Raw genomic sequence first — 26,427 nt, 5'->3', positions numbered from 1 at the left:
AAGGATTCGGGAATGTTCGCAGCAGCGATATCGCGATGGCGTGAGCGCATCAGCCTCGCGCTGACGCGGCGCGCCTGACGCCGCATGTGCAGCCGCAGTGTAAGCGGTAATCGATCAACGCTGCAGGGATCGCTCGTCAGGAACATGCGGCATCTCGGACGCATGGACAGGAAAAGCTGCGCAGACGAAGAAGGACAGCGCTTCAGCGCCGACATGCTACTTCAGCGCAGGAAGCGGCCGACTGCCTGGAAACAGACAGGCTTGGAAAAAATAGCGTGCGTTTGCAGAACGTACCAATACGGCGTTGAGTTTGCCTTTCCCCCTATGAAAACTTCAAGGCCATGGATTGCGGCCGCGGGTCGACAGCGAATGCCGTTCCCCTACCGCCCACTAATTCTCCCTAACCGCTTAATTCCTTTACGCAAATCCCGGATGTAACTCTTAAGGACTTCAGCGTGCGTAACTCTCTGCCGCTGACCATATGACGATCGGGTGTGCGTTCAGCGTTTGCACCATTTGTCATGCGTCCCCGCCTGGCGACCCCAGGCCCCCGCTTCCCCCCGGCGATGCCGGCTTGTTGTTTTCCCCCAGTCGTGTCTTCTTCGCACACAGGAGCGAACATGGTCGCACTCGTCGCCGGCAACAGCCTTGGCCTGAACCTCACTTCCCTTGCCACGCTCGGCGCGCGCAGCAATGCCGGCAATGCCAGCGTCGGCCGCGGCACCGACCGCGCCTATGTCAATGTCAGCAATGGCAACCTCGTCCTCCAGAACCGTGATGACGCCCTCGCCGGCCCGGGCCTGTGGATCGACAGCCTGCGCACCTACAACAGCCAGGAACATCTCGCCGGTGATTTCCGCCTGCCCGGTCTGCAGCCACCCAGGCTCACGTCCACCGGCGGCATCGGCAAGGCCAACAGCAGCGTGGTCAGAAAGGATGCCGACGGCGGTGAAGACCTCTACAGCTTCGACGCCAACCGCGCCGCCTACATCAGCACCGACGGCGCCGGCGCTTACGACACCATCCGGTACATCAACAACCAGCTGGTCTGGACCGATGGCGATACCGGGCTGACCGAGTACTACGCCCGCTATCAGAACGAATGGCAGCTCGTGCTGCGTCAGGACAGCGATGGTAATGCGATCCGCTTCCTGTACAACAAGGATGGTCAGGTGCAGTCGGCCATCAACCGTTCCGGCGAAGGCGTCTACTACGACTACAGCAACCGGCTACTGGCGCAGGTGCGCACCGTCACCATCGATGCCAACGGCAATGCGCAGACCGTGCGCGTGCGCTATGGTTATGACAGCTTCCGGAGATTGGCATCGGTGACAGTCGACCTGTCGCCGGAGGATGGAAGAACGAGCGACGGCCGCATGTATGTCACCCGCTACGAATACGACGGCCCCAGCGACCGCATCACCGCAGTGCGCGAGAGCGATGGCAGCAGCCTGGCCATCACCTACATCGGCGCCGGCAACGACATCCGCGTGGCCAGCGTCACCAATGCGCTGGGCGAGACGCTGCGCTTTGCCTATGACACGGCAAACCGCCGCACCACCGTCACCGACGCGCTCGGTCTCATCACCCGCTACGACTACGATGCGCTGGGCCAGTTGACGCGCATCACCGGCCCGGCGATCAATGGCGGCTCGCAAGAGCAGAGCTTCGTCTACAACGTCCGCGGCGACGTGGTGCAGATTACCGATGCCAAGGGTGGTGTCACCGCGATGGAGTACGACGCCAATGGCAACCAGGTGCTGCAGCGGGATGCGGCCGGCAACGTGGTCGCGCGCAGCTACGACGGCCAGAACCAGTTGCAGACCGAGACGGTGTATCTGGTGCCCGATCCGGATGGCGCGGGCGCTGGCCGGGCAAGCACGCCGCAGACCACGCACACCATCCACGACGCCGGCCAGCGCAACCAGCTGCGCTTCGTGGTCAGCCCCGAAGGCCGGGTTACCGAGTACCGCTACAACAGCACGGGCCAGCGCATCGTCGAGCTGCATTACGCGGCGGCGTATCGCGATACCGCCGGCTGGCCGATCGCGTATCCGCAGCAGTTGCCGCCCACACCGCTGGGCATGGGCGCGGCCGTGTCCGGCGGCGGCTATACCGGCGCGGCGCCGACCGAAGCGCTGCTGGCCGCATGGGCGGCTGCGCAGGACCCGGGCCAGGTGGTGCGCGTCGACAACCGCTATGACTTCCGCGGCCAGCTGCAGCAGCAGTTGCGCTATCCGGTGTTGCCGAGCGATGGCAGTGCCAACGTCGCCACCAGCGCCGGCAGCAATCCGAACCTGATCAGCAGCACGATCGGCAACGGCAATAGCGTCGGGAACGGGAATGGCAACGGCAATGCGAACGGCAAGGGTAATGGCGTTGGCAATGGCAACGGGGTCGGCAATGGCAATGGCGGCGTCGGTAACGGAGGGGGTAATGGCGTAGGTAATGGCGTAGGTAATGGCGTAGGCAATGGCGTGGGCAACGGCAAGCCCGCCACCCCAGCCGACATCACCCAGTACGTCTACGACCCCTTCGGCCGGCTACTGCAAGTCATCACACCCAATGGCGGCACCACGAGCTACGCCTACGATGGTCTGAACCGCGTGCTCACCGCCAAGGACGCCTACGGCACGCTCACGCTCACCAGCTACGACGACGCCGGCGACCGCACCACCGTGCAGTCCGCCAACGGCTTGCGCAGCGTCAGCAGCTTTGACCGCGCCGGCCGGCTGGTGAGCCTGATGCAAACCGACGCCGCCGGCCAGGCGCTATCGACGACCACCTACGACTACGACGCCGACGGCCGCCTGCGTCACCGCACCGACCCGACCGGCGTCGAACACTGGATGCTGTACGACGATGCCAGCCGCCTTGTCGCCGAGATCGATGGCAACCGCAGCCTCGTCGAGTACGTCTACGACCGCAACAACCAGGCGGTGCAGACGATCCGCTATGCCACGCCGGTCTCGGGCACGCTATCGGCCATCCTGCCGTCCACGGCGCTGGCAAGCCTGCGCCCGTCAGCGCGGGCAGACGATGTGCGGACCTGGCGCCTCTTTGATGCCGCGAACCGCCTCGTTGCCGAGGTCGATGGCGAAGGCGGCGTGGTGCGCACCGAATACGATGGCGCGGGCCGTATCACTCGCACGACCGCCTATGCGACACCGGTCGATGTCTCGAAACTGCCCGCCGAGCCGACGCTGGCGAGCGTGCTGCCGGCCTCTTCCACGGACGATCACATCACCCGCCGCTTCTACGACAACGACGGCCTGCTGCGCGGCATGCTCGACGGCGAAGGCTATCTGCAGGAATGGCGCTATGACGCCGCCGGCCAGCAGGTCGCAGGCATCCGTTATGCCACCGCGACGAACGCCGCCTCGCGCGCCACCGGCACGCTGGCGCAACTGCGCCCTGCCAGCAGCAACGTCGACATCCTCACCAACTGGATCTACAACGCGCGCGGCCAAGTGACGGCCGAGATCGATGGCGAGAACTACCTGACCAGCTATCGCTACGACGGCGATGGCAATCGCATCAGCACCATCCGCCACGCCCGTGCATTGACAGACGCCCAGCGCGCCGCGCTGATCGCCGGCGGCATCGCCTCCAGCTGGAGACCGGCGCCAAGCAGCGCCGACGGCGTGCAGACGCAAAGCTACGACCTGCTCGACCGTCTCGTCGCCAGTACCGACATCAGCGGCACCGTCACCCGCTACGACTATGACCCGATGAGCCGTCTGGTAAAGACCACGATGGCGGCCGGATCAGTGGAAGAGCGTATCCAGACCCGCCGCTACGACCTGCAGGGCCGGCTGCTGGCGGAGTTGTCCGGTGAAGGCAATGCGGCGCTGGCGAAGCTGACGAACCCGAACGCTGCGCAAGTGGAAGCGATCTGGCAGCAGCACGCGATGCGCTACCAGTACGACGCGGCCGGCCGGCTCCTGTCACGCACGGACGCAAACGGCAACCGCAACGTGTTCTATTACGACGCCGATGGCCAGCTGCTGTATTCGGTCAATGCTGCGGGTGAAGTGCAGGCGCATCAGTACGACGCGCTCGGCCGCGAGCTGCTTGTAACGCGCTATGCGATGCGCCTGACAAGCATGCAGCTCGCCACGCTGCGGGGTGGGCTAATCAACGGCAATCGCAACGCTGACATACCGCCGCTCATGGCCTCGCTGGCCAACGTCAGCGGCGACAGCAGCACCCGCTACCGCTACAACCGTACCGGCCGCCTGGTCGAAGTCACCGATGCCCTCGGTCAACGCATCACGCAGCGCTATGACGCCTTCGGCGGCATGGTCGGCAAGACGCTGGTCGCTGCCGAGAATGGCGACATCGTCGAAGCGATGCGCTATGACCGACGCGGCCTTCTGTTGTCCGATGCGCGCGATGCCGCTGGCCTGCGTGCTGGCTCGCAATACCAGTATGACGCCTTCGGCCGCGCCGTCCGCACGATCGACCCGAACGGCAACATCCGCGAGCAACGCTACGACCGTCTGGGCCGCACCGTGCAAACCGTTGATGGCACCGGCGCGCTGTTCGCCACTGGCTACGACGCGCTGTCGCGCATCATCAGCCGCACCGATGCGCTCGGCAACACCACCACCATCGCTTACGACAACGTCGCGCGTTCCAGCACGCTCACTACGCCCGAAGGCATCAGCGTCACTACTGTGCTGAACCGCCATGGCCAGACGCAAAGCGTTACCGACGGCAATGGCAATACGACGACCTATGCGTATGACCGCAACGGTAACCTCATCCACTCCACCGCACCGCTGGCCAAGACAACCAAGCGCTATGACGCCGGGAACCGCCTGATTGAGACCGTCGATGGCAATGGCGTGCCCACTGTGCTTAGCTACGACGCCGCCAACCGCGTGTTGTCGCGCATCGTCGACCCGGGCGGCCTGGCGTTGAAGACCAGCGCAGCCTACGACGCCCTCGGCCGCATGATCCGCAGCACCGATGCGAATGGCGTCGACACGGCATACCGCTATGACAGCCTCGGCCAGCTGCTCGAACAAGTCATCGATCCCACCGGTCTGGCGCTCGCCACCCGCTTCAGCTGGAGCAGCCGTGGCCAGCAATTGAGCGTGATCGATCCGAACGGCACGACGACCCGCTATAGCTACGACAACCTCGGCCGCCGCACCAGCGAAACGGTCGACCCGGATGGCTTGGCGCTCACCAGCCGCTATGCCTATGACGCCAACGGCAACGTCATCGCCAGGACCGATGCCAACAACCACACCAGCCGCTATGCCTACGACGCCGAAAACCGCCTGATCGCCAGCGTCGACCCGACTGGCGGCGTCACCGTCACCAGCCATGACGCCAATGGCCGCGTCATCAAGACCACCGCCCATGCGACACCGATCTCGCTCGCCGGCCTGCCGCTCGCCGCATCTGCCAGCGACATCGCCTCCCGCCTGCGCCCGGGCACCAGCGACGCCACTACGATGCGCGTCTACGATCGCGACGGCCGCCTGTCGTTCACCGTCGATGGCATCGGCGCCGTGATCGCCTACCGTTTTGATGGCAATGGCAACGTGACTGAGCGCCGCGCGTATGCGAAGCCGATCGATCTGGCAAGCTGGCAACCCGGCACCGCGCCCACGGTGCAAGCTGACGATGCGCGCGATGCCCGCCTACGCACCTGGTATGACGCGGCCAACCGGGCAATCGCCACTGTCGACGGCGTCGGCGCATTGACCGTGCAGCGCTTCGATGCGAATGGCAACCTGCTTGCACGCACGGCTTACGCAGCGCCGGTCGACACCAATCTCGCCGCTACGCCTCGGGCGCTGGCCGAGGCGATGACCGGCCTTACATCGTCCGTTGCAGACCGCAGCGACAGCTACCGCTTCGATGCCGCGAACCGCGTCACACTGCATGTCGACGGTATCGGCGCCGTCACCCGCTATCAGTACGATGCCAACGGCAACCTGCTGCGCAGCATCGCCCATGCCACCGCGCTGCAGCCGGGCCAGAATCCGAACGATGTAACTGACAGCGCTGCAGACCGCATCACGGATCAAGCCTATGACGCCGCAAACCGGCTGACCTGGCAGACCGATGCGCTCGGCGGCGCAACGTACTGGCAGCGCGACGCGGACGGCAATGTGCTGCGCACCACCCGCTATGCGCAGCCGCTCGCGGCGCCAACGCCGCAATCTGCGCCGCTGTCGGCGGGTGCCTTGCAGGCGCTGGTGCAAGCGAATGTCTTATCCGACCGCACCAGCCTCTATGCGTACGACGCGGCCAACCGTCAGACCTGGGCGATCGACGCGGAAGGCGCGGTCACTGCGATGCGCTACGACGGCATCGGTCAACGCATCGCGACAACCCGGTACGCCCAAGCACTGGGCATGGCCGAGCTGACCGCAATCGATGACAACCGCGACGCCAGCAACACCAGCCGTGCCACCACCATCGCCAGGCTGACGCAAGCCGATCCCGCGCAAGACCGCAGCACCCGCACCGTCTTCGATGCGGCCAACCGCGTGGTCGCCAACATCGATGCGCAGGGCTACGTCACGCTGAACGGCTACGATGCGCTCGGCCGCCTGCTGCGCCGCGACTCACTGGCCCGGCCAATCGAGGTCAGCGCCCTGTCCGTCACCGCCGACGCACTCGCCGCCGCGCTGCGCCGCGCTCCGGATGCCGACCATGTCGACACCTACACCGTCGACGCCGCCGGCCGCACCGTCTCGCATACCGATGCGCTGGGCAACACCGAGTCCTGGAACTACGATGCGCTCGGCAACAAGACGGCTTACCGCAATGCGCTGGGCGCGCTCTGGACCTACGACGTCGACGCGGCCGGCCGGACGATCCGCGAAACATCGCCGCAGGTCATGCTCGCTGGCCTGCGCACGAATCCGGACGGCAGCCTGGCTGTCGATGTCGCGCAATCCGGCTACGCCGCCATCGTCACTGCGCTGCGCTACGACGCGCTCGGCAACCTGGTCGCGCGCACGGAGGCGCAGGGCCGGCCTGAGCAACGCACTACCCGCTACAGCTACGACGCCCTCGGCCGCCAGATCCGCACCGACTTCCCCGAAGTTGGCGTCTACGACGTCGCAAGCGACAACCTTGACGTCAACGGCCGCACCGGCCTGGCCGCACGCACCGAGCGGAATCAAGCGCTGTACAGCGAAACGCGCTACGACGCGCTTGGCAACGCAGTGTCCGGCCGCGACGTCGGCGGCGCGGTCAGCTACAAAACCTATGACCGTCTCGGCCGGCTGGAATACGAGGTCGACGCGCTTGGCCAGGTCACCGGCTATGCGCGCAACGCCTTCGGCGACGTGACCGGCCTGATGCGCTACGCCATTGCCATCGACGTGCCGACCACCGTCAATAGCGACAACGTTCGTGCCGCCCTTCGACAAACCGCGGATGACCGCGGCTTGCAACAGGACTACGACCGCGCCGGCCGCCTGGTGCGTACCGAGCAATCGGCGATCGATGCTTTCGACAGCAGTGCACCCAAGGGCCAGCAAAGCTTCCATGCCGGCGCCGTCACCACCCAGCGCTACAACGCCTTCGGCGAAGCAATTGAGACTGCGCAACTGAAGAACCCGCTGAGCAACGCCTGGCTCGTCAGCCATGCCTGGTACGACGGCAACGGCCGCCAGATCGCCATGCGGGATGCGGCCGGGTATCTGACAACGCAAGCCTGGGATGCGTGGGGCAATCTGGTCGCGCGCACCGAGTACGCCGAAGCGCAGGTAGATGCGGTGGTCGCGCCACCTACTCCGCGCACCAGTGCGGACGATCGCACCACCGTCTACGCCTACGACCGCGCCAATCGCAAGACTAGCGAAACGCGCGTCAACATCGAAGTCACCGACGCCGGCACCGGCATCACGCAGCGCCGCGATGTCAGCATCACCTATGGCTTTGACGCCGTCGGCAACCAAACCCGCGTCACCGATGCGCTCGGCGCCTCAACCTTTACCTACTACGACGCCCTCGGCTACATCCGCGCCGTTGCCGCCCCGGCGCGTGACAGCCGCGGCGCTGCACTGATCCCGCTGACCGAGTTCCGTCGCGATGCCTATGGCAACGTGCTGGCGCAGCAGGACTACGCGAACGGCGCAGGCGCGGCCAACGAGCGCAGCTACGTCGCTGCCGCGCCATCCGGCGACGACCGCGTAACGCTGAATAGCTACGACAGCCACGGCCACCAGGTGCAGACTCAGGATGCGATGGGCTTTGGGCATTACCAGTCCTTCGACGCGCGCGGCAACCTCGTCAAGCGCTGGCAGCGCGTCACGTCATCGGACGGCATCACTACCCGCACGCTGTGGCAGGCCTACCGCTTCGACGCGCTCGGCCGGCAAACCAATGCGCTCACACCACTGGACGACGGCGGCGTCATCGACAGCGGCACGCGCTACAACGCCTTCGGCGAAGTCACGGGCCAGGGCACCGACGGCCGGTGGGAAACCTACTTCGACCGCGACGGCGCCGGCCGCGTCTGGCGCACCAACGACCGCGACGGCGTCGAGCGCATCGCGCTGTACGACCTCCAGGTCAACGTCACCGCCGAGATCAGCAGCGACGGCAGAGCGTCGCTCGTTATCGGCAAGCCGCTCGACGCCATCACCGCAGCTAACACCCGCCGCATCGACAACCGCTACGACGCCCTCGGCCACCTCATCAACCGCCTCGACACCGCCCGCGATGCCAGCCCGCTGCAGGACGATGGCGCAGGCGGCCTGATGTGGGCTACGGCTGCTGGCCCGGAGCGGCTGCGCTATCGCACTATCGACAGCAGCGAGTGGATCGATGCCCTCATCAGCAATAGCGGTGATGGACCCGATCGGCAATCCCACGTCGACCTGCAGCAGCTCACCCCCGGCGACTATGCCTACGAGCTGATGCAGCAAGACGCCAACGGCACAATGGCTCGCCTCACCGGCCAGCTGCACATCAGCGCCGGCCAAGCGGCGAAATCCATCGACGCCAACGGGGTGCCGCGCATTCCGAATGTCAGCGCGCAGGTCGGCAGCATAGGCGGGCGCATGAGCAATGACGATGCCGCCGCCTGGCTGGTGTTTCCCGATCCCGGCAAGAACTACACCGCACAATTCCAGTACCGCGCCGTTGCCACAGCCGGCAACGCCCCCGGCGCCTGGATCCCGCTGCCGCTGGTAGCGCGCGGCGAAGGCAGGCTCAGTATTGATCGCAGAAGCATCGGCGAGGGGCGCTACGACTACCAGCTGCTGCTGACCCGCTCGGGCGAAGCCGCGCCATCGCGCACCATCGCCGGCACGGTCACGCTCGGTGGCTATGTGGCGACCGAACGCAAGGTAATGGCCGTCAATGCCGACGGCAGCATCCCGGGCGCGGTGCCGGCCAAGCTGTTGCGCATGCCGCTGCCACCGGCCGGAGTGAAGGCGGCGCTGTATGTACGCACCGTCAACGCCGATGATGGCAACGTCGGTGAATGGACTGAACTGCCGACGAACGAAGAAGTGCTGGGAGTGGATGCGCAGAGTCAGCTCCTCGGCTACCAGAAAGCCAACCTCGAGAGCCTGGCATTCGGCAGTTATCAAACCGATCTGGTATGGCAACGCAATGGCGTCACCATTGCCGAGACGCTGGGCGACTTGGCGATCGGCGGCGACAACAACGATGCATCCGGCCCCGGCAGCGGCACGGTGCGCTATACCGACCGCAACAGCGACTATGCGCCGGCCTACACCATCGCCGCCACGCCGCCGCGCATCGACATCAGCAGCAATCAATGGATGCGCCCAGAGATTCGCCAGACCGTCGACCGCTGGGGCAATGTACTGGCCATCAACGATGCCCGTTCGCTGGCCTGGATCACCACCGCGCGCTACAACGCCGACAACGCCATCATCGAACGCACCGCGCCGGCAGTACGCCTGGCTAACGGCGAGACCGTCGCCCCAAGCACGCGCTACCAGTACGACGCGCTGGGCCGACAAGTCGGCACGACCGATGCCAATGGCAACCGCAACCGCTGGCTGTTCGATGCCGCCGGCCAGATGCGCATCGAGCTGCATGCCGACGGCGGCATCGTGGCGCATGACTACGATGCCTTCGGCAACGAGATCAGCCAGCGCGATGCCCTTGGCTACGTCACCAGCCATGTCTACGACCGGCTGAACCGCCGCCTCGACACCCGCGTCAATGGCGCGCCAGTACAAGCCATAAGCTATGACGAAGCCGGCCGCGTCACCGCTGCCAGCAATGGCGCCGGCGACACCACTGCGTATCGCTACGACCTGCGCGGCAACGTGGTCGAAGTCATCCAGCCGACGGGCCAGCGCACCCGCTACGCTTATGACGCGCACAACCGCCAGACCGCCATCACTGATGCGCTCAACCGCACTGCCACCTGGACATACGACGACTTCGGCCAGTTGCTCGGGCATACCGACATCGGTGGTGCGACCTATGCGTATCGCTACGACGCTGCACGCCAGCTCATCGAGCAGCGCAACAGTCGCGGACAGTATCGGCTCTATGGCTATGACGCCGCCGGTCTACAGATCCGTATCGAAGACGTGGCCACCGGCAAGCTCACCGAATACCGCGTCGATGCGCTGGGCAATCACCTCAGTGAACGCACCACACAGAACGGCGAAGTCCTGCAGAACAACCAGCTGCGCTACGACAGCAATGGCCGGCTGACGGAGGTCACCGATACCGCAGCCGGGCTGGTACGCATTGCCATCGGCTATGACGCCAATGGCAACCGTCGTCGCATCGCCACCGACATCGAAGCCGCCGGTGCGAACCAGCGCAGCGTCGGCTGGTATGCCTATGACGCGATGAACCGGCAAACCATTGTCAACGCCATCGACGCGCAGGGCACGCTCGACAGGCAGGGCCATCGCATCGTCTACGACCTCAACGGCAACCGCGTCAGCGACACCTGGTACGGCAAGACGCTGCTCGATGCGCCGAGTGCCCCCGCCGATAGTCATGGCAACAGCTTTGACTTCGGCATGCTGCGCAGCCTGTTCGAGCTAGGCGACGGCGAGACCACCGCTACCTACGCCTATGATGCGCAGAACCGCCTGATCACCGCCTGGCGCGACGGCAAGCGCGTTGAATCCCGTCAGTACGATGCCGCCGGCCGCCTCGTATATCAGTCAGGCGGCGACATCGATGAAGACACCGTCAAGCAGCTCAACGCCGCCACGCCCGAGGTCGACCGCATCGCCGAGCGCGCCAACCGCTACACCTGGGATGGCAACGGCCGGCTGGTGTACCAACAGGTGCTGCATCTGGATGGCGGTCGCGACTACGACCTTGACTACGACGAGCACCACGGCAACGGCTATGACGCTGTCGGCAACGTGCTGCGCTACCAGGTACATGGCTACAGCGAGGATGGCTATACCAATACCTACCGCAACAACTATCGCCAGTTCGAAGGCGATGTCATTACAGACACCTATGGCAGGAGCACCGTCAACGACCCGGGCGCGAGCCATCGGCAATACGATGTCAATGGCGACCTGATCGGCATCACCGACGACGCCGAGGGTGCAAACAACCGCAGCTACCTCAACGACGCACAGGGCCGCGCGCTGCTGGTGCGCCAGAACGGCCGCACACTGCGCCAGCTCATCGTCAACGGTGAAGTGCTGGGACGCTACGGCAGCGGCGTGAACCCATATGACGCCAAGGACGACGACAACCATCCGCAGTTCGCCACAATCCAGGATCTGAACTTCACCTACCAGGTCGTCAACGCCACGCACCCGGGCAGCGCGCCGGGCGGCTATGTGGTGGCCGCAGGCGACACGCTGCAGTCGATCGCCAAGCAGCAGTATGGCGATGCGGCGTACTGGTATCGCATCGCGATGGCCAATGGGCTGGATGCCGGCAGCACGCTCGCGGTCGGACGCAAACTCGACATCCCTTCGCTTACCGGCACGACCTACAACAAGGCCGACAGCTTCCGCCCCTACGACCCGAGCACCGTAATCGGCGACACCGCGCCAACCTTGCCGCCGCCGGATGATGGCTGCGGGATATTGCAGATCCTCGTCATCGTGGTGGCGGTGGTGGTGACGATCTACACCGCGGGCGCGGTGGCTTCCGCATTGAACGTTGTTGGCACTACGGCAGGCGGCACTAGCCTGGCGTCGATTGGCACGGCGGCATTGTCAGGTGGAGGACTGGCTGGCGCGGGCGGCGTCGTTGTCAGCGGTGCGGTGGGCTTTGCCTCGGCTGTCGTTGGCGGCGTGGTTGGCTCCATCGTCAGCCAAGGCTTGGCCGTGGCCCTGGGCATTCAGAAGGACATCAACTGGAGCGGCGTGGCCTTGAGCGGCTTAAGCGCCGGCATCACCTCGGGCATCGGCGCCAGCGGGCTGATTCCCGGGCAAACACTGGTGCCGACAGTGGCGCGCGCGATGGTGGCCAATGCGGTCACGCAAGGCATCGGCGTAGCAACCGGTCTGCAGGATCACTTCAGCTGGACCAATGTCGCAGCGGCGGGAATCGGCGCCGGCGTGAGCTATGGCGTCGGCGCAGCGCTGGGCATGCATGCGCCCGACTATGCGAATGCGAGCTTCGGAGAACAGTTGGTGAAGGGCACGATCCGCGGCTTCGCAGCCGGCGCGGCGGCGTCGCTGGCCCGGGGTGGGCGGGTGACGGTGCAGCAGGTGGCGATGGATGCGTTTGGGAATGCGCTGGGAGAAAGCTTCGCACGCATGGAGCGGAGTGATTCACGCCAGATGGCCGGCGATCAAGCGTCTCCTGCTCAGAGCGCTGCGCCAACGAGCGGCGGTAGTAGAGCCGCGTTGACCGATGCGCAGCGTCAGGCGATGGCATTGGGCTACGGACCATTGACGCCGGAGGCGGCGACCTACGTGGTGGGTGCAAATGCCAATGGCCCTCGACCCATCGCAGGCAACACGACAAGTGCCGATTTGTCCGAGCAGCAGGCGAAGACGACATCGCCATCCGATCCCACACCGGCCAGCTACACGGCACGACGTGGCGAAGGACCGCTGGCAATCGCCGCCCAGCTCAGCCCGGGCAATGCCTACGCCGCGATGGCGTATCTCGCGGCCACCGGGCAAATCGAGTTCAACAGCGCGGCCAATCGCTGGATGACCTATGCGGGACAAACCTACACCGCCGACATGGCAAATCTGAGCGACGATCAGTTGGCAAGCCTGGATGCGATGGGACGCAAGGCGGTCAGCACGGAAGGCGCAATCGACATGCAACGTGCGAAGGCGGCATTGGCAAGCGAGCAGTATCGCGAACAAAGCCGGTTTTCCAGCCAGAGCATGGGTGCGCCGAACCAGTCGGTACAGAGTGTTACTTCGGCGGTGCAGATGGTTGAAAGGCCAACATACGATGCGCTTGGCAATGTCACCGGCACCGAATACGTGCCGGTGGATAACACGCCGACGATGGGTTATGGCGAACAGATGCGCAATGCCCTGGTTGCTACTGGACAGATTGCGGTCGGTGGACTGAAGGGAATAGTCAACGGTGTGCCGGAGATGATCGTCACTGCCGGGAAGGGTTGGGCGTATCTGGGCGCTCTGGCCGGAGAAGCGAGTGGCATTCTTTCCAGCGGTGCGACGGACCGCAGCATCGCGGCTTTGGAATCGAGAACAGGCCGTGTTTTCGAGTATGGCAACGGCTTGCAGGCGATGGGCGGGATTGCGGGGGACATTCTCAGTCCGGGAGCCTATGCTAAAGGCGCGGAGCTTGGAGTAGCGGGACTGCGTGCGCTTGGGCCGACTGCGGATGCGATGCTGTATGCGTATATGCAGCGGACAGGTTTGCTAGCCAATGTTGTTCCCGATGCACGCACTGCTGCTAATGTAAGGCCGAGCTATTTGACACCTGAAGATTTCGCAGAGCTTCCAAGAACTGGGATGATCGATCCACGAACTATCCGATACAGTCAAGACAGTGCTGCAGCAAACTTTAAGCCCCCATATGGGACGGTAGACGATTTTATTCAGAGTTTGAGACGTGGGGAAATTGACCTCGCTTCTATTGATCCTATTCGAATAGTGGAGCGCAATGGCAAGATATTTACTCTAGATAATCGGCGACTATACAGCTTTGAGCAGGCAGGCATTGAAATTCCTTATAAAAAGCTAGACGCATTTCCGAAACGAGAGTTATTCAAATTCACCACAGCAAATGATGGAACATCGATAGTTATTCGCAAAGGAAAATAAAATGACCAGCGACGATTTATTCGACTATGCCAAAACAGTATCATCGAGAGAGGGCTTCGTGAAATTTATTGAGTACCTCAACCAAGATTATCAACAAAAAAGCGCCGACTGGGAAAATAAAACACTAGATCAATTTTTAAGTGGACTATCCAGTTTCACAAGGGATATGGCTGGCTACTATAAAAACATGGAGGAGGTGGTAGACGTCGAGCATATTACATGGCGTTTAGCAGCCGAGATGCTTCTAGCCGCTACTGTCTATGGCGGGTAAAAAACACGACCTAATCTTAGAGATTGGGAAAAAAATTGGACGGACATTCTGCGCCGTGACGTTACGCCAGGCGCATTTCTCCCGGGGGAACTGCGAAGCCAACCTTCCATCCTTATAAAATCTATTGGGGAATAAATTGAATGGAATACGTAAATCTGTTAGGCACTTCCTATACTGACAATGGAATCGAGCCTTTCGCATTAACCCTTTTCAATGCAATAGGAATCACTAACAGCGAAGAACGAGAAAGTGATCACTACATCGATGGACGCTACTTTAGAGCGTCGAGGGACGGTTTGATTTTTACGGTGACGTTCTCTGATGAAGAGACAAATCAAGATCTTCCATATTGGGTTCAGATAACTCGCGAGGTTCCAACTGGTGAACCTCTTGAGCTGACTATCGATCACCTTCTTAAAAACTCCGTCCTACCAGCAGGGTTCCGATTTGCCCGTATCGCAAACTTCGGAAAGATTAATGAACAACGTTTCGATTACTAAGCGGATAGCAATGAGAAACGCCTCGCTTCGTCCGAAATAGGTATGAAGGGTGTTGAGGTTTAGTCATAGCGCAGTATCCGCAGCCCGTAGGACACGCAATGTAATCAATTACTTTCTAAGTTGCGTTATGCAGGTAAATAGCTCATGCGGCTCGACGCAATCAGCGCGGGTTCAAGAGAACAACAATACCCAGCGCACCGCCGGAATATCGGCAGTCCAACATCATGGAAGGCGACTTTGATATGAAGGCCGGGTTGTCCTATACGGCTTTTCCGAACGTCCTGCGTAGCGATGTGACGCTTGCTACGCCTAAGTTCTAGCGGATAAGGAGCTCGTCTATGCCTACCCATGACTTCACCGTATCCGACTTGGCAGATCTCATGGAAAACTTCGGCCTCCATGCCGAACATGAAGGCTATCTCGATCAACTCGAATTGCTGGACTTGTCCACTGAGAAGGACGCTCGCTACGCCATACGAGAGTGGTTGGTCCCACCTTACCAGGAATACTGGGCACGGACTGATTCAGGCCAAAGCCGTATGCGTAAATCGGTCAGGGTTGCTCTCTCTCGCTGGGGTTTCCTACCCCACGGTCCATCGCTGCCTGGCATCGACAGCAACTCTGGGGCAAGTCGAGATCTACAACAGGTCTACGCGCTGTGGCGCCGCTTCTATTGCCTGCTTTGGGATGAGTTGTTCCATGAACCGTTCGAGCACCTTGCTGATACGGAACTACTGCAAGAGCGCAATGACATCGCCTTCCTCAGGGCACCTTGCCAACCTGAAAGATGGGGGCCGCCGCAATATCGCCCGCTGACTTACTGGGATGATCTCTTGCGCACAGATGCGTGGCGCGAGAACTGGCCACCCAAAGATGGGTGACAGTTTGGACCCGAACTTTGGCAGTTCAACGCCGCTGGCTCGCTATGCCACGAACTTCAATACATCGAGCCTGGCCAAATCAAAACTTACGACTGGGAACCGCGATCCTGAGCACACGCTAATGCTGTGATCATCCTGTAATAAACCCCCAAGGCACCTGCAGGACCAACCAAACCCCATTTTCAGCCAGATAAAACACAAAGCCCTCCCGATGCATGCGCAGGGCATCAATCTTCAGCACCACCGGCTTGCCATGCCGCTGCCCAACCGCGACAGCAGTCTGCACATCCTGCGACAGATGCACATACTGGCGCGATCCAGGTCGCAGGCCCTCCTTACGGATCGCATCCAGAAAGCGTGTCGCGGTACCGTGATAAAGAAACTCGGGCGGCACTTTCTTCACGTAGCGGATATCCACGCGATCGGTCGAATGCCCCTGCACCGCGCGTATGCGCAGCCCATCTTCGGAAATGGCGAAGCGCTTCTTGTCGTTGTTCGCGACTACGGTTTCGATCAGTCTGCGGTCGAGTTGCTTGCCTGCCTTGCTGGCGGCAGCAATCAGCGATGCGATATCGGTCCATCCTTCGCGATCGAGCGCGATGCCGATGGCGTCCGGTCGGTGGCGCAAGACATAGCTTAAAAATTTGCTGGCTCGTGTGTGCTGGCTGTTCATGGCTTGGACGGAAAAAGGAAGATGCTATCCAAACCCGAATGCAACGTGCCGAAGTATTAGCGCGCCTTCGCAAGCCGCAGCAGCAATGACAGCGGCGACGGCAACATGATGAATGCGCAATACCATCCTGCCTCGTAGAACCATCGGAACATCTGCGACGTTCCCAACAAGCATTCGTTGAAATCCGCAGCGATGCAAAGCCGGCCGCTTCCTCAAGCCACACGCCTACGGCCCGGCCGCCCCACCCTCACCCCACCACAAACCCCAGCAACTGCGCCCCTTCCGCCACCTGATCCCCCACCCGATACAGCAAGGCTTCGACCGTTCCGTCCGCCGGCGCCGATATCGTGTGTTCCATCTTCATCGCTTCCATCACCAGCAGCGGCGCGCCGCGCTCGACCTTCGCGCCCGGCTCGACCAGCAGCGCGATGATTTTGCCCGGCATCGGCGCGGTCAGCCGGCCGCCCTCGCCTTCGGCTTCGCCGGCATGCGCCATCGGGTCATGCCATGGCAGCGTCCAGTGGCTTCCCTGCCACCACACGTGGAAGACTTCGCCATCGCGCACCACCGTGCCATGCACCGCGGCATGGCCGAGGCGAATCGCGACTTCCTGGCCGCGCATGTCGACGATGCGCATCGCTTCCGTGCGTTCGTCATCAGAGATGCGCCAGCCGTCCGCCTCGTACACGATAGCCACCTGCCGCCGCGTGTCGCCATCGCCGAAGTCGAGCACGCGCGTCAATGCGCCATTGAGGCGGAAGCCGCCGGTCGATGCCCACGGGTCGCCGCCGGCCTGCCGTTCCGAGGCCAGCAGCGATGCCGCGACCAGCGCCGATGCGGGCAAGGGGGCGGGACGATGCGGCGGGAACAGCGCGTCGTGATGGCGCGCGATCAGGCCGGTATCGAGGTCCGCTTCGGCGAAGGGCTGGCTCTGCACCAGCCGCTTGAGGAAAGCCACGTTGCTCGCGAGTCCGACCACCTGGTATTGCGATAGCGCCTGCGCCATCAGCGCCAGGGCGGCCTCGCGGTCCGGCCCCCAGGTGATGAGCTTGGCAATCATCGGGTCGTAATACGGCGAAATCGCATCGCCTTCGCGCACGCCGCTGTCGATGCGCGTGACGCCCTCATTGCTGCCTGCCGCCTGCGCATGAAAATGCAGCGCGTCGGGCGTGCGCAGGTGGCGCAATGTGCCTATCGATGGCAGGAAGCCCTTCTCCGGGTTCTCCGCATAGATGCGCGCTTCCAGCGCATGGCCGTTGATCTGCAATTCGTCCTGGCGCTTGGGCAGCGGCTGGCCGGCGGCCACGCGCAATTGCCATTCGACCAGATCGGTGCCGGTGATCATCTCGGTGACCGGATGCTCGACCTGCAGCCGCGTGTTCATCTCCATGAAGTAGAACGAGCCATCCTGGTTGGCGATGAATTCGACGGTACCCGCGCCGACATAGCCAACCGCGCGCGCAGCCGCCACCGCGGCTTCGCCCATCGCGGCGCGGCGCTCGGGTGTCATGCCGGGCGCTGGCGCTTCTTCCAGCACCTTCTGGTGCCGGCGCTGCACCGAGCAGTCGCGCTCGAACAGGTACACGCAATTGCCCTGGGTATCGGCAAAGACCTGGATCTCGATATGGCGCGGGCGCGTCAGGTACTTCTCGATCAGCACGCGGTCGTCGCCGAAGCTGCCCAGCGCTTCGCGCTTGCAGGAAGCCAGCGCGGCGTCGAAGTCTTCGCTCTTCTCGACCACGCGCATGCCCTTACCGCCGCCGCCGGCCGATGCCTTGAGCAGCACCGGATAGCCGATCGCATCGGCTTGCCCATGCAGGAACTCGGTTTCCTGCCGCTCGCCGTGATAGCCGGGCACCAGCGGCACATTCGCTTCTTCCATCAGCCGCTTGGCCGCGGACTTTGAGCCCATGGCGCGTATCGCTTCCGGCGGCGGGCCGATGAAGACCAGGCCGGCATCGGCGCAGGCGCGGGCGAAGCCTTCGTTTTCAGAGAGGAAGCCGTAGCCCGGATGTATCGCCTGCGCGCCGGTGGCAAGCGCGGCTTCGATGATGCGCTCGAAGCGCAGATAGCTGTCCTTCGCCGGCGCGGGGCCGATCGGCACCGCTTCGTCGCAGGCCGCGACATGGGCCGCCAGCGCATCGGCCTCGGAATACACGGCCACCGTGCGCATGCCCAGCCGGCGCGCCGTGGCGGCGACACGGCAGGCGATTTCGCCGCGATTGGCGATCAGGATCTTGTGGAACATGGGTGTCTCCTCCCTCGTTCATTGCAGGATGTTGCGTGCAGGCCTGCTTATGCCTGCTTGTGCCTGCGTCATGCGCCGAGCGCCCGGTGTGGGCACGGCGCGCATCGACACGGCGACGGCAAGCCTTACTGCGCCGCGGTTTCCTGCGTGACTTCGCAGCGCGCATCCACATGCGCCTGGCGCGCCTTCAGGCCCAGGCTCTTCAGCAACGCCATGTCTTCCTCGACTTCCGGGTTGCCGGTGACGAGCAGCTTGTCGCCATAGAAGATCGAGTTCGCGCCGGCCATGAAGCACATCGCCTGCACCGCGTCGCCGAGCTGACGCCGGCCGGCGGACAGCCGCACCCGCGCCTTCGGCATCGTGATGCGCGCCACCGCGATGGTGCGCACGAATTCCAGCGGGTCCAGCCGCTCGGTGCCGTACAGCGGCGTGCCGGGCACCTGCACCAGGTGATTGATCGGCACCGATTCCGGGTACGGCTCCATGTTGGCCAGCTGCGCGATCAGGCCGGCGCGCTGCAGCCGGGTCTCGCCCATGCCGACGATGCCGCCGCTGCAGACCTTGATGCCGGCGCCGCGCACATGGCCCAGCGTGTCCAGGCGGTCCTGGTAGTCGCGGGTGGAGATGATGTTCTCGTAGAACTCGGGCGCGGTGTCCAGGTTGTGGTTGTAGTAGTCCAGCCCCGCGCCCTTGAGGCGTTCGGCCTGGTGCTGCTCGAGCATGCCGAGCGTCACGCAGGCTTCCATGCCGAGGTCCTTCACGCCGCGCACCATGGCTTCGATCTGGTCGAGGTCGCGGTCCTTCGGGCTGCGCCAAGCGGCGCCCATGCAGAAGCGGGTGGCGCCGCTGTCCTTCGCAGCGCGGGCGGCTTCGAGCACGGTATCGAGCGGCAGGATCTTCTGCGCTTCGACGCCGGTGTCATAGCGCGCGGCTTGCGGGCAGTAGCCGCAATCTTCCGGGCAGCCGCCGGTCTTCACCGACAACAGCGTGGCGAGTTCGACTTCGGTCGGATCGAAATGCTCGCGGTGCGCCTGCTGCGCTTGCAGCATCAGCTCGCCCATCGGCAGTTCGAACAGGGCCAGCACCGCGTCCACCGGCCAGCGGTCGGCGGTGATCTTGGCGGGACAGGCGTGGAAGGTAATCGGTTGAGCGGACATGGAACTTTCCTTGTGAGACATCATTTGACGCCCGCGCCGGGCCAGCCGGGCAGACGGGAGAAATCGAGATGGGATGCAGCCTCGGCCGCGTTCGGCTGCACCAGGCGCGGGACCGTGCCCAGCAATGGTGCGGACAGGCGCGCTTGCAGTGCATCGATATTGGCTTGCAGGTGCGGCATGTTCGGGTCGAGCACATTCGCAACCCATCCTGCCAGCGGCAAACCGCGCGCGAGGATGGCTTCGGCCGTCAGCAGCGCATGGCTGATGCAGCCCAGGCGCAGGCCGACGGTCAACACCACCGGCAGGCCGAGGTCCCTGGCGAAGTCGGCGGTGTCATAGTCGTCGGACAGCGGCACGCGAAAGCCGCCGACGCCTTCGACCACCACCGCCTGCGCGGCAGCGGCCACGCGCTGCCAGCAATCGAGCAGGCGTTGCCGCTCGATGGTCGCGCCTTCCATCGCGGCGGCCACATGCGGTGCGGCCGGTTCGCGGAACAGGTAAGGCGTGGTCCAATCGCGTGGCAGCTGCGCGCTGTCGGCCGCGGCCAGCTGGGCCACGTCGTCGTTATGCAGTTGCCCGCCGCGGTCCTCGGCGCCAGCGGCGATCGGCTTCATCGCGGCGGTACGCAATCCGGTCTGGCCGAGCGCATGGGTCAATGCGCTGGCGATCAGGGTCTTGCCGATTTCGGTATCGGTGCCAGTGACGAAATAGGCGACGTCAGCCATGCAGGGTTCCTTCGATATGGTTCAGCGCGTCGGCGAGCTGGCGCGCATCGTCGATCTCGTGCGAGCCGGAGAAGGTCACGCGCAGCCGCGCCGTTCCCTTCGGCACCGTGGGCGGGCGGATCGCCGGCACCCAGAGGCGCTCGCGTTCCAGCGCAGCCGAGGCTTCCAGCGCCGGGCCGGATTCGCCGATCAGGATGGGCTGTATCGGGGTCTCGGAGGCCATGCGTTTCCAGCGCTTTAGCTGCAGCGCATCGCGGAAGCGGGCATTGAGTTCGGCCAGCCGCGCGCGCCGCGCCGCGCCTTCGGGACCTGCGATCAGGTCTACGCTGGTCAAGAGCGCATGCGCCAGCGCCGGCGGCGCGGCGGTGGTGTAGATGTAGGTGCGGCCGCGCTGCAACAGCCATTCGATCACGGTCGCATGCGCGGCGACGAAAGCGCCGCCCACGCCGGCTGCCTTGCCCAGCGTGCCGATGTAGACCAGCTTCGGCGAACGCAAGCCGAAGTGCTCGAGCGCGCCGCGGCCATGTTCGCCGAGCACGCCGAAACCATGCGCATCGTCGACCACCAGCCAGGCGCCATACCGCTCGCACAGCGCCAGCAATTGCGGCAGCGGCGCGATCACGCCATCCATGCTGAATACGCTGTCGGTTACTACCAGCTTGGTCGCGGCGCGGCTGTCCTTCAGCATCGTCTCCAGCGCCGACAGGTCGCGGTGCGGATAGACGTGGACGTTGCCGCGTGCGAGACGAGCGCCATCGATCAGTGATGCGTGGTTCAGCTCCTCGCAAAAGATGTCGGCCCCAGCCGGCGCCAGCGCGGTCAATACCGCGAGATTGGCCATGTAGCCGGTGCAGAAATACAGCGCGCGCGCTTCCTCGATATACGGCGCTTCGAACTCGGCCAGCCTTTCCTCGAGCTGCGCATGGGCACGGCCATGGCCACTGATCAGGTGCGACGCGCCGCTGCCCACGCCATAGCGCGATGCGCCTTCCTGCAGCGCTTCCACCAGCGCCGGATGCGAGGCCAGGCCCAGGTAATCGTTGCTGCAGAAAGCCAGCATCGGCCGGCCATCGACCTGCGCGCGCGGCCCGCAGGGCGTGTCGACAGTGCGGCGACGGCGGCGCAGCTTTACCGCGTCGAGTTCCCGCAAGCCGGCTTCCAGCGTCTGCAACAGCGGGTTCATGCACTCACCACGCTTTCCAGGGTTTCCAGCGTGCGTTTGCCCAGCAAATCCATTTCTTCCTCGTTCAAGACATACGGCGGCATCAGGTAGACGGTGCGGCCTATCGGACGCAACAGCAATTCCCGTTCCAGCGCCGCGGTGAAGAAGCGGCGCGCGAAGCCGGCCGGCGGCACTTTCGCATCGAAGGCCCAGATCATGCCGCGCTGGCGGAAGTTCGCCACCAGCTCGTGCGCGGCCAGCGGCGCGAGCGCTGCGTTCATGCGCGCGGCCTTTTCACGGTTGCGGTTGATGACATCGTCTTCATCAAAAATGTCGAGCGTGGCCAGCGCGGCGCGGCAGGCCAACGGATTGCCGGTGTAGGAATGCGAATGCAGAAAGCCGCGCGCGATGTCGTCGTCGTAGAAGGCGTCATAGATGGTCTTGCGGGTCATCACCAGCGACAGCGGCAGGTAGCCGCCGGAAATGCCCTTGGACAGGCACAGGAAATCCGGCCAGATGCCGGCCTGCTCGCAGGCGAAGAAGCTGCCGGTGCGGCCGCAGCCGACGGCAATTTCATCGGCAATCAGGTGCACTTCATAGGCATCGCATAGTCGCCGCAGCTCGGCCAGATACACCGGATCGTGCATGGCCATGCCGGCGGCGCATTGTACCAGCGGCTCGACGATGATCGCCGCGATGCGGTCGCCGCGCTGACGCAGCAAGAGCTCGAAGGCGGCGGCGGCGCGGCGCGCGGCCTGCGCCGGGGTTTCGCCGGGCATGGCATTGCGCGCGTCCGGCGTAGGCACCACGTGCGCCGGGCGCAGCATGGAGCCATAGGCGTCGCGGAACAGTTGCACATCGGTCACCGACAGCGCGCCGATGGTCTCGCCGTGGTAGCTGCCCTGCAGGCAGACGAATTCCTGCTTGTCCTCGCGGCCGGCATTGCGCCAGGCGTGAAAGCTCATCTTCAGCGCGATCTCGACCGCGGATGCGCCGTCGGACGCATAGAAGCAGTGGCCGAGCACGCCGCCGGTGCGCGCTGACAGCCGCTCGGACAGCATCACCACCGGCTCATGGGTGAAACCGGCCAGCATCGCATGCTCGAGCTTTTCCAGTTGGTCGCGCAGCGCCGCATTGATGCGCGGATTGGCATGGCCGAACAGATTGACCCACCACGAGCTGATCGCATCGAGATAGGGCTTGCCGTTCTCGCCGTACAGCCACGGGCCGCGTCCATGCGAGAGCGCGATCAGCGGCATGGTTTCGTGGTGCTGCATCTGCGTGCACGGATGCCATACGCTTTTCAGGCTGCGCGCCATCCAGTCTTCTTGCTTCATCAAACTTCCCTGTCTATCCAGTTGGGGCGTCGCTTCTCCAGGAAGGATTGCACGCCTTCGCGGCCTTCCTGCGACGCCCGGATGTCGGCGATGCGCGTGACGGTGTCATCGATCAGCGCATCGTCCAGCTTCGCGCCGGCGACATCGCGCACCAGGCGCTTGGCCTCGGACACCGCGTTCGGTGAAGCCGCCAGCAGCGACTTCAGGATGCCGCCGACCGTGGCATCGAGCCGGTCCGCCGGCACGACTTCATGCGCGAGACCTATGCGATACGCTTCCTGCGCCGGAATCCGTTCGGCCGTCAGAAAGTAGCGCCGCGCCGCGGATTCGCCGATGGCGCGAATTACATAGGGCGAGATCGTCGCCGGGATCAGGCCGAGCCTGACCTCGGACAGGCAGAAGTTCACGCCCTCGGCTGCCACCACGATGTCGCACGCCGCGGCCAAACCCATGCCGCCGGCATAGCAATCGCCCTGCACCCGCGCCACTACCGGCCTGCGACAGCGGTGAATGGTCTTCAGCATGCGCGCCAGCTGCGCCGCATCGGCCAGGTTTTCCTCGCGGCTGTAGCCGGCCATCTTGCGCATCCAGTTCAGGTCGGCGCCGGCGCAGAAGGATACGCCATGCGCGGCCAGCACGACCGCGCGCACGTCCTGAGTTGCGTCAAGCTTTTCGAAGACTTCGGTGATTTCCGCGATCGCGGCCTCGTTGAAGGCGTTGCGCACCTCGGGCCGGTTCAGCCACACGGTGGTGACCGCGCCATCCTGTGTCAGTTGCAGCGTCTGGTATGCCATTCTTGTTCTCCTACATGCGGAATACGCCAAACCGCGTCTCGGGAATTGGCGCATTCAATGCGGCCGACAGGCCCAGTCCGAGCACCATGCGGGTGTCGGCCGGGTCGATCACGCCATCGTCCCACAGCCGGGCCGAAGCATAGTACGGATGACCCTGCGCCTCGTACTGCTCGCGGATCGGCGACTTGAACGCCTCTTCCTCCTGCGCGCTCCAGCTGCCGCCGCGGCCTTCGATGCCGTCGCGCCTGACGGTAGCCAGCACGCTGGCCGCCTGCTCGCCGCCCATCACCGAGATGCGCGCATTCGGCCACATCCACAGAAAGCGCGGCGAATAGGCGCGGCCGCACATGCCGTAGTTGCCGGCGCCGAAGCTGCCGCCGATGATCACGGTGAACTTCGGCACCGCGGCCGTGGCCACGGCGGTGACCATCTTCGCGCCATTCCTGGCGATGCCTTCGTTCTCGTACTTCCTGCCCACCATGAAGCCGGTGATGTTCTGCAGGAACACCAGCGGAATCTTGCGCTGGCAGCACAGCTCGATGAAGTGCGTGCCCTTCAATGCCGACTCCGAGAACAGGATGCCGTTGTTGGCGATGATGCCCACCGGCATGCCGTACAGGTGCGCGAAGCCGCACACCAGCGTCGTGCCGTAGCGCGCCTTGAACTCGTCGAACTCGCTGCCGTCGACGATGCGGGCAATGACTTCGCGCACATCGAAGGGCTTGCGGGTGTCGACCGGAATCACGCCATACAGTTCACGCGCATCGTATTTCGGCGCGACGATGTCGCGCGGCGCGGACTGCTCGGGCTTGCGCCGGTTCAGATTGGCGACGATCTTCCGGGCCAGCGCCAGCGCATGCAAATCGTTCTGTGCCAGGTGGTCGACCACGCCCGACAGGCGGGTATGCACATCGCCGCCGCCCAGGTCCTCGGCGCTGACGACTTCGCCGGTGGCCGCCTTCACCAGCGGCGGGCCGCCGAGGAAGATCGTGCCCTGTTCCTTGACGATGATGGATTCATCGCTCATCGCCGGCACATAGGCGCCGCCGGCGGTGCACGACCCCATGACCACTGCGATCTGCGGTATGCCCGCGGCCGACATGTTGGCCTGGTTGTAGAAGATGCGGCCGAAGTGGTCGCGGTCCGGGAAGACGTCATCCTGGTTCGGCAGATTCGCGCCGCCGGAATCGACCAGGTAGAGGCACGGCAGATTGTTCTGCTGCGCGATTTCCTGCGCGCGCAGGTGCTTCTTCACCGTGACCGGGTAATAGGTGCCGCCCTTGACCGTGGCGTCATTGCACACGATCACGCATTCCTGGCCTGAAACGCGGCCGATGCCGGTGATGATGCCGGCGCAGGGCGCGTCGTTGTCATACATGTCGTAGGCCGCGAGCTGCGAGAACTCGAGGAAGGGCGTGCCGGGATCGAGCAGTTGCTGCACCCGGTCGCGCGGCAGCAGCTTGCCGCGCGCGGTGTGCCGGTTGCGCGCCGCTTCGCCGCCGCCCAGCGCGATCTGCGCGACGCGCTCGCGCAGGTCGGCGACGAGCGCTTCCATGGCTTCGGCATTGGCGCGGAAATCTTCGGAGCGGGGATCGAGTCGGGATTCAAGGAGGGTCATGGTCATTCTTCCGGAAAGCTGCCGTCGAGGTAAGTCCATTTGCCGTCTTCGCGCAGGAAGCGGCTGATTTCATGCAGGCGCTGCGCGCGGCCGGCGATGCGGCAGCGGGCGACGAATTCCACTGTGGCCGCGTCGCCGTCTTCGCGATGCGCCTTGACTTCAAGGCCGATCCAGCGCGCGCCATCATCACGCAGGTTCGCGCGCGGCGGGCGCGTGCTCGAATGCCAGGTGGCTTCGATGTAGTCGAACAGGCCGAGCGCATAGGCGCTGTAGCGCGAGCGCATCAGCGCTTCTGCCGTGGGCGCCGTCTGGCCCGCATGGAAGCGGCCGCAGCAGGCGGCGTAGTCGGCGCCGCCGCACGGGCAAGGCGTGGCTGCCTTGCGCTTCATACGGATTTCGGCTTGGCGTCGGACCGAGATTCGGGCTTGGCCGCCACCGGTGCGCCGGCCGCCTTCAGCGCTGCGAAGCCGCCGTTGACATGCGCGACCGGTTCCAGGCCCATGCGCTGCACGGTGTCGGTAGCCAGCGCGCTGCGCCAGCCGGCGGCGCAGAAGAAGATGTATTCCTTCGGCTGCGCGAACACGGTCTTGTGGTACGGCGATTCGGGATCGACCCAGAATTCGAGCATGCCGCGCGGCGCATGGAAGGCGCCGGTCAGCACGCCTTCGCGCTCGAGTTCACGCACGTCGCGAATATCGACGAACTGCACATTCGGATCGTTCAGCCTGGCAAGCGCCTCCTCGGCGCTGTAGGCGCGGATGCGGCTTTCGGCTTCGGCCAGCATCGCCTTGTAGCCATGTTTGATCGCCATGTCGTTTTCCCCCTGTGGTGGCAAAGCGGATTGGATT

Annotated in this window: 14 protein-coding genes; 4 read left to right on the top strand and 10 right to left on the bottom strand. The window is 64.1% G+C overall.

What is annotated here, in order from left to right:
- The first annotated feature begins 620 nt into the window (after positions 1-620).
- The 4 genes from JJB74_RS27085 to JJB74_RS27070 all read left to right on the top strand — a co-directional run bounded on the left by JJB74_RS27085 (position 621) and on the right by JJB74_RS27070 (position 15,865).
- The gene (locus tag JJB74_RS27085) at positions 621-14,213 is read left to right on the top strand and encodes a LysM peptidoglycan-binding domain-containing protein (RefSeq protein WP_200597395.1); all 13,593 of its coding nucleotides are present in this window, start codon (positions 621-623) and stop codon (positions 14,211-14,213) included.
- Position 14,214: 1 nt separating this feature from the next.
- Positions 14,215-14,484, top strand: a complete 270-nt coding sequence (locus JJB74_RS27080) for a DUF7660 family protein (RefSeq protein WP_200597393.1) — start codon at positions 14,215-14,217, stop codon at positions 14,482-14,484.
- Between the two features lie 140 nt (positions 14,485-14,624).
- Positions 14,625-14,984, top strand: coding sequence for a hypothetical protein (locus JJB74_RS27075; RefSeq protein WP_200597391.1), 360 nt, complete (start codon positions 14,625-14,627; stop codon positions 14,982-14,984).
- Between the two features lie 338 nt (positions 14,985-15,322).
- Positions 15,323-15,865 (top strand): hypothetical protein, encoded by a 543-nt coding sequence (locus tag JJB74_RS27070; RefSeq protein WP_200597389.1) that lies wholly within the window; start codon positions 15,323-15,325, stop codon positions 15,863-15,865.
- Positions 15,866-15,995: 130 nt separating this feature from the next.
- Here the strand turns inward: JJB74_RS27070 and JJB74_RS27065 are convergent, their stop codons facing one another.
- From JJB74_RS27065 to JJB74_RS27020, 10 genes are all read right to left on the bottom strand, one after another.
- Complete coding sequence (locus JJB74_RS27065) at positions 15,996-16,538, bottom strand: RNA 2'-phosphotransferase (protein WP_200597387.1); 543 nt, start codon at positions 16,536-16,538, stop codon at positions 15,996-15,998.
- A gap of 247 nt (positions 16,539-16,785) precedes the next feature.
- Positions 16,786-18,786, bottom strand: a complete 2,001-nt coding sequence (locus JJB74_RS27060; RefSeq protein ID WP_200597385.1) for an acetyl/propionyl/methylcrotonyl-CoA carboxylase subunit alpha — start codon at positions 18,784-18,786, stop codon at positions 16,786-16,788.
- A 125-nt stretch (positions 18,787-18,911) separates the two neighbouring features.
- Positions 18,912-19,943, bottom strand: coding sequence for a biotin synthase BioB (gene bioB, locus JJB74_RS27055; RefSeq protein WP_200597383.1), 1,032 nt, complete (start codon positions 19,941-19,943; stop codon positions 18,912-18,914).
- Between the two features lie 20 nt (positions 19,944-19,963).
- Positions 19,964-20,668, bottom strand: a complete 705-nt coding sequence (gene bioD / locus JJB74_RS27050) for a dethiobiotin synthase (protein ID WP_200597381.1) — start codon at positions 20,666-20,668, stop codon at positions 19,964-19,966.
- Positions 20,661-21,851 (bottom strand): 8-amino-7-oxononanoate synthase, encoded by a 1,191-nt coding sequence (gene bioF, locus JJB74_RS27045; protein WP_200597379.1) that lies wholly within the window; start codon positions 21,849-21,851, stop codon positions 20,661-20,663. The genes bioD and bioF overlap by 8 nt, the downstream gene beginning before the upstream one ends.
- Positions 21,848-23,167 carry an adenosylmethionine--8-amino-7-oxononanoate transaminase gene (gene bioA / locus JJB74_RS27040; protein ID WP_200597377.1) on the bottom strand — a complete coding sequence of 440 codons (1,320 nt, stop codon included), beginning with the start codon at positions 23,165-23,167 and terminating at the stop codon, positions 21,848-21,850. The genes bioF and bioA overlap by 4 nt, the downstream gene beginning before the upstream one ends.
- Entirely contained in the window at positions 23,167-23,961 is a 795-nt protein-coding gene (locus tag JJB74_RS27035) for an enoyl-CoA hydratase/isomerase family protein (protein ID WP_200597375.1), read from the bottom strand. Before JJB74_RS27035 ends, bioA begins: the two co-directional genes overlap by 1 nt.
- Before the next feature lie 10 nt (positions 23,962-23,971).
- Positions 23,972-25,579, bottom strand: coding sequence for a carboxyl transferase domain-containing protein (locus JJB74_RS27030; protein WP_200597373.1), 1,608 nt, complete (start codon positions 25,577-25,579; stop codon positions 23,972-23,974).
- Positions 25,580-25,581: 2 nt separating this feature from the next.
- On the bottom strand, positions 25,582-25,968 hold the full coding sequence (locus JJB74_RS27025) for a YchJ family protein (RefSeq protein WP_200597371.1): 387 nt from the start codon (positions 25,966-25,968) through the stop codon (positions 25,582-25,584).
- Positions 25,965-26,390, bottom strand: a complete 426-nt coding sequence (locus tag JJB74_RS27020) for a rhodanese-like domain-containing protein (RefSeq protein ID WP_200597480.1) — start codon at positions 26,388-26,390, stop codon at positions 25,965-25,967. The genes JJB74_RS27025 and JJB74_RS27020 overlap by 4 nt, the downstream gene beginning before the upstream one ends.
- Between the last annotated feature and the right edge of the window lie 37 nt (positions 26,391-26,427).

Source organism: Noviherbaspirillum pedocola, from assembly GCF_016632335.1.
In the GTDB taxonomy this organism is placed as follows: domain Bacteria; phylum Pseudomonadota; class Gammaproteobacteria; order Burkholderiales; family Burkholderiaceae_D; genus Noviherbaspirillum_A; species Noviherbaspirillum_A pedocola.
This window is presented reverse-complemented; position numbering and strand designations above follow the sequence as displayed.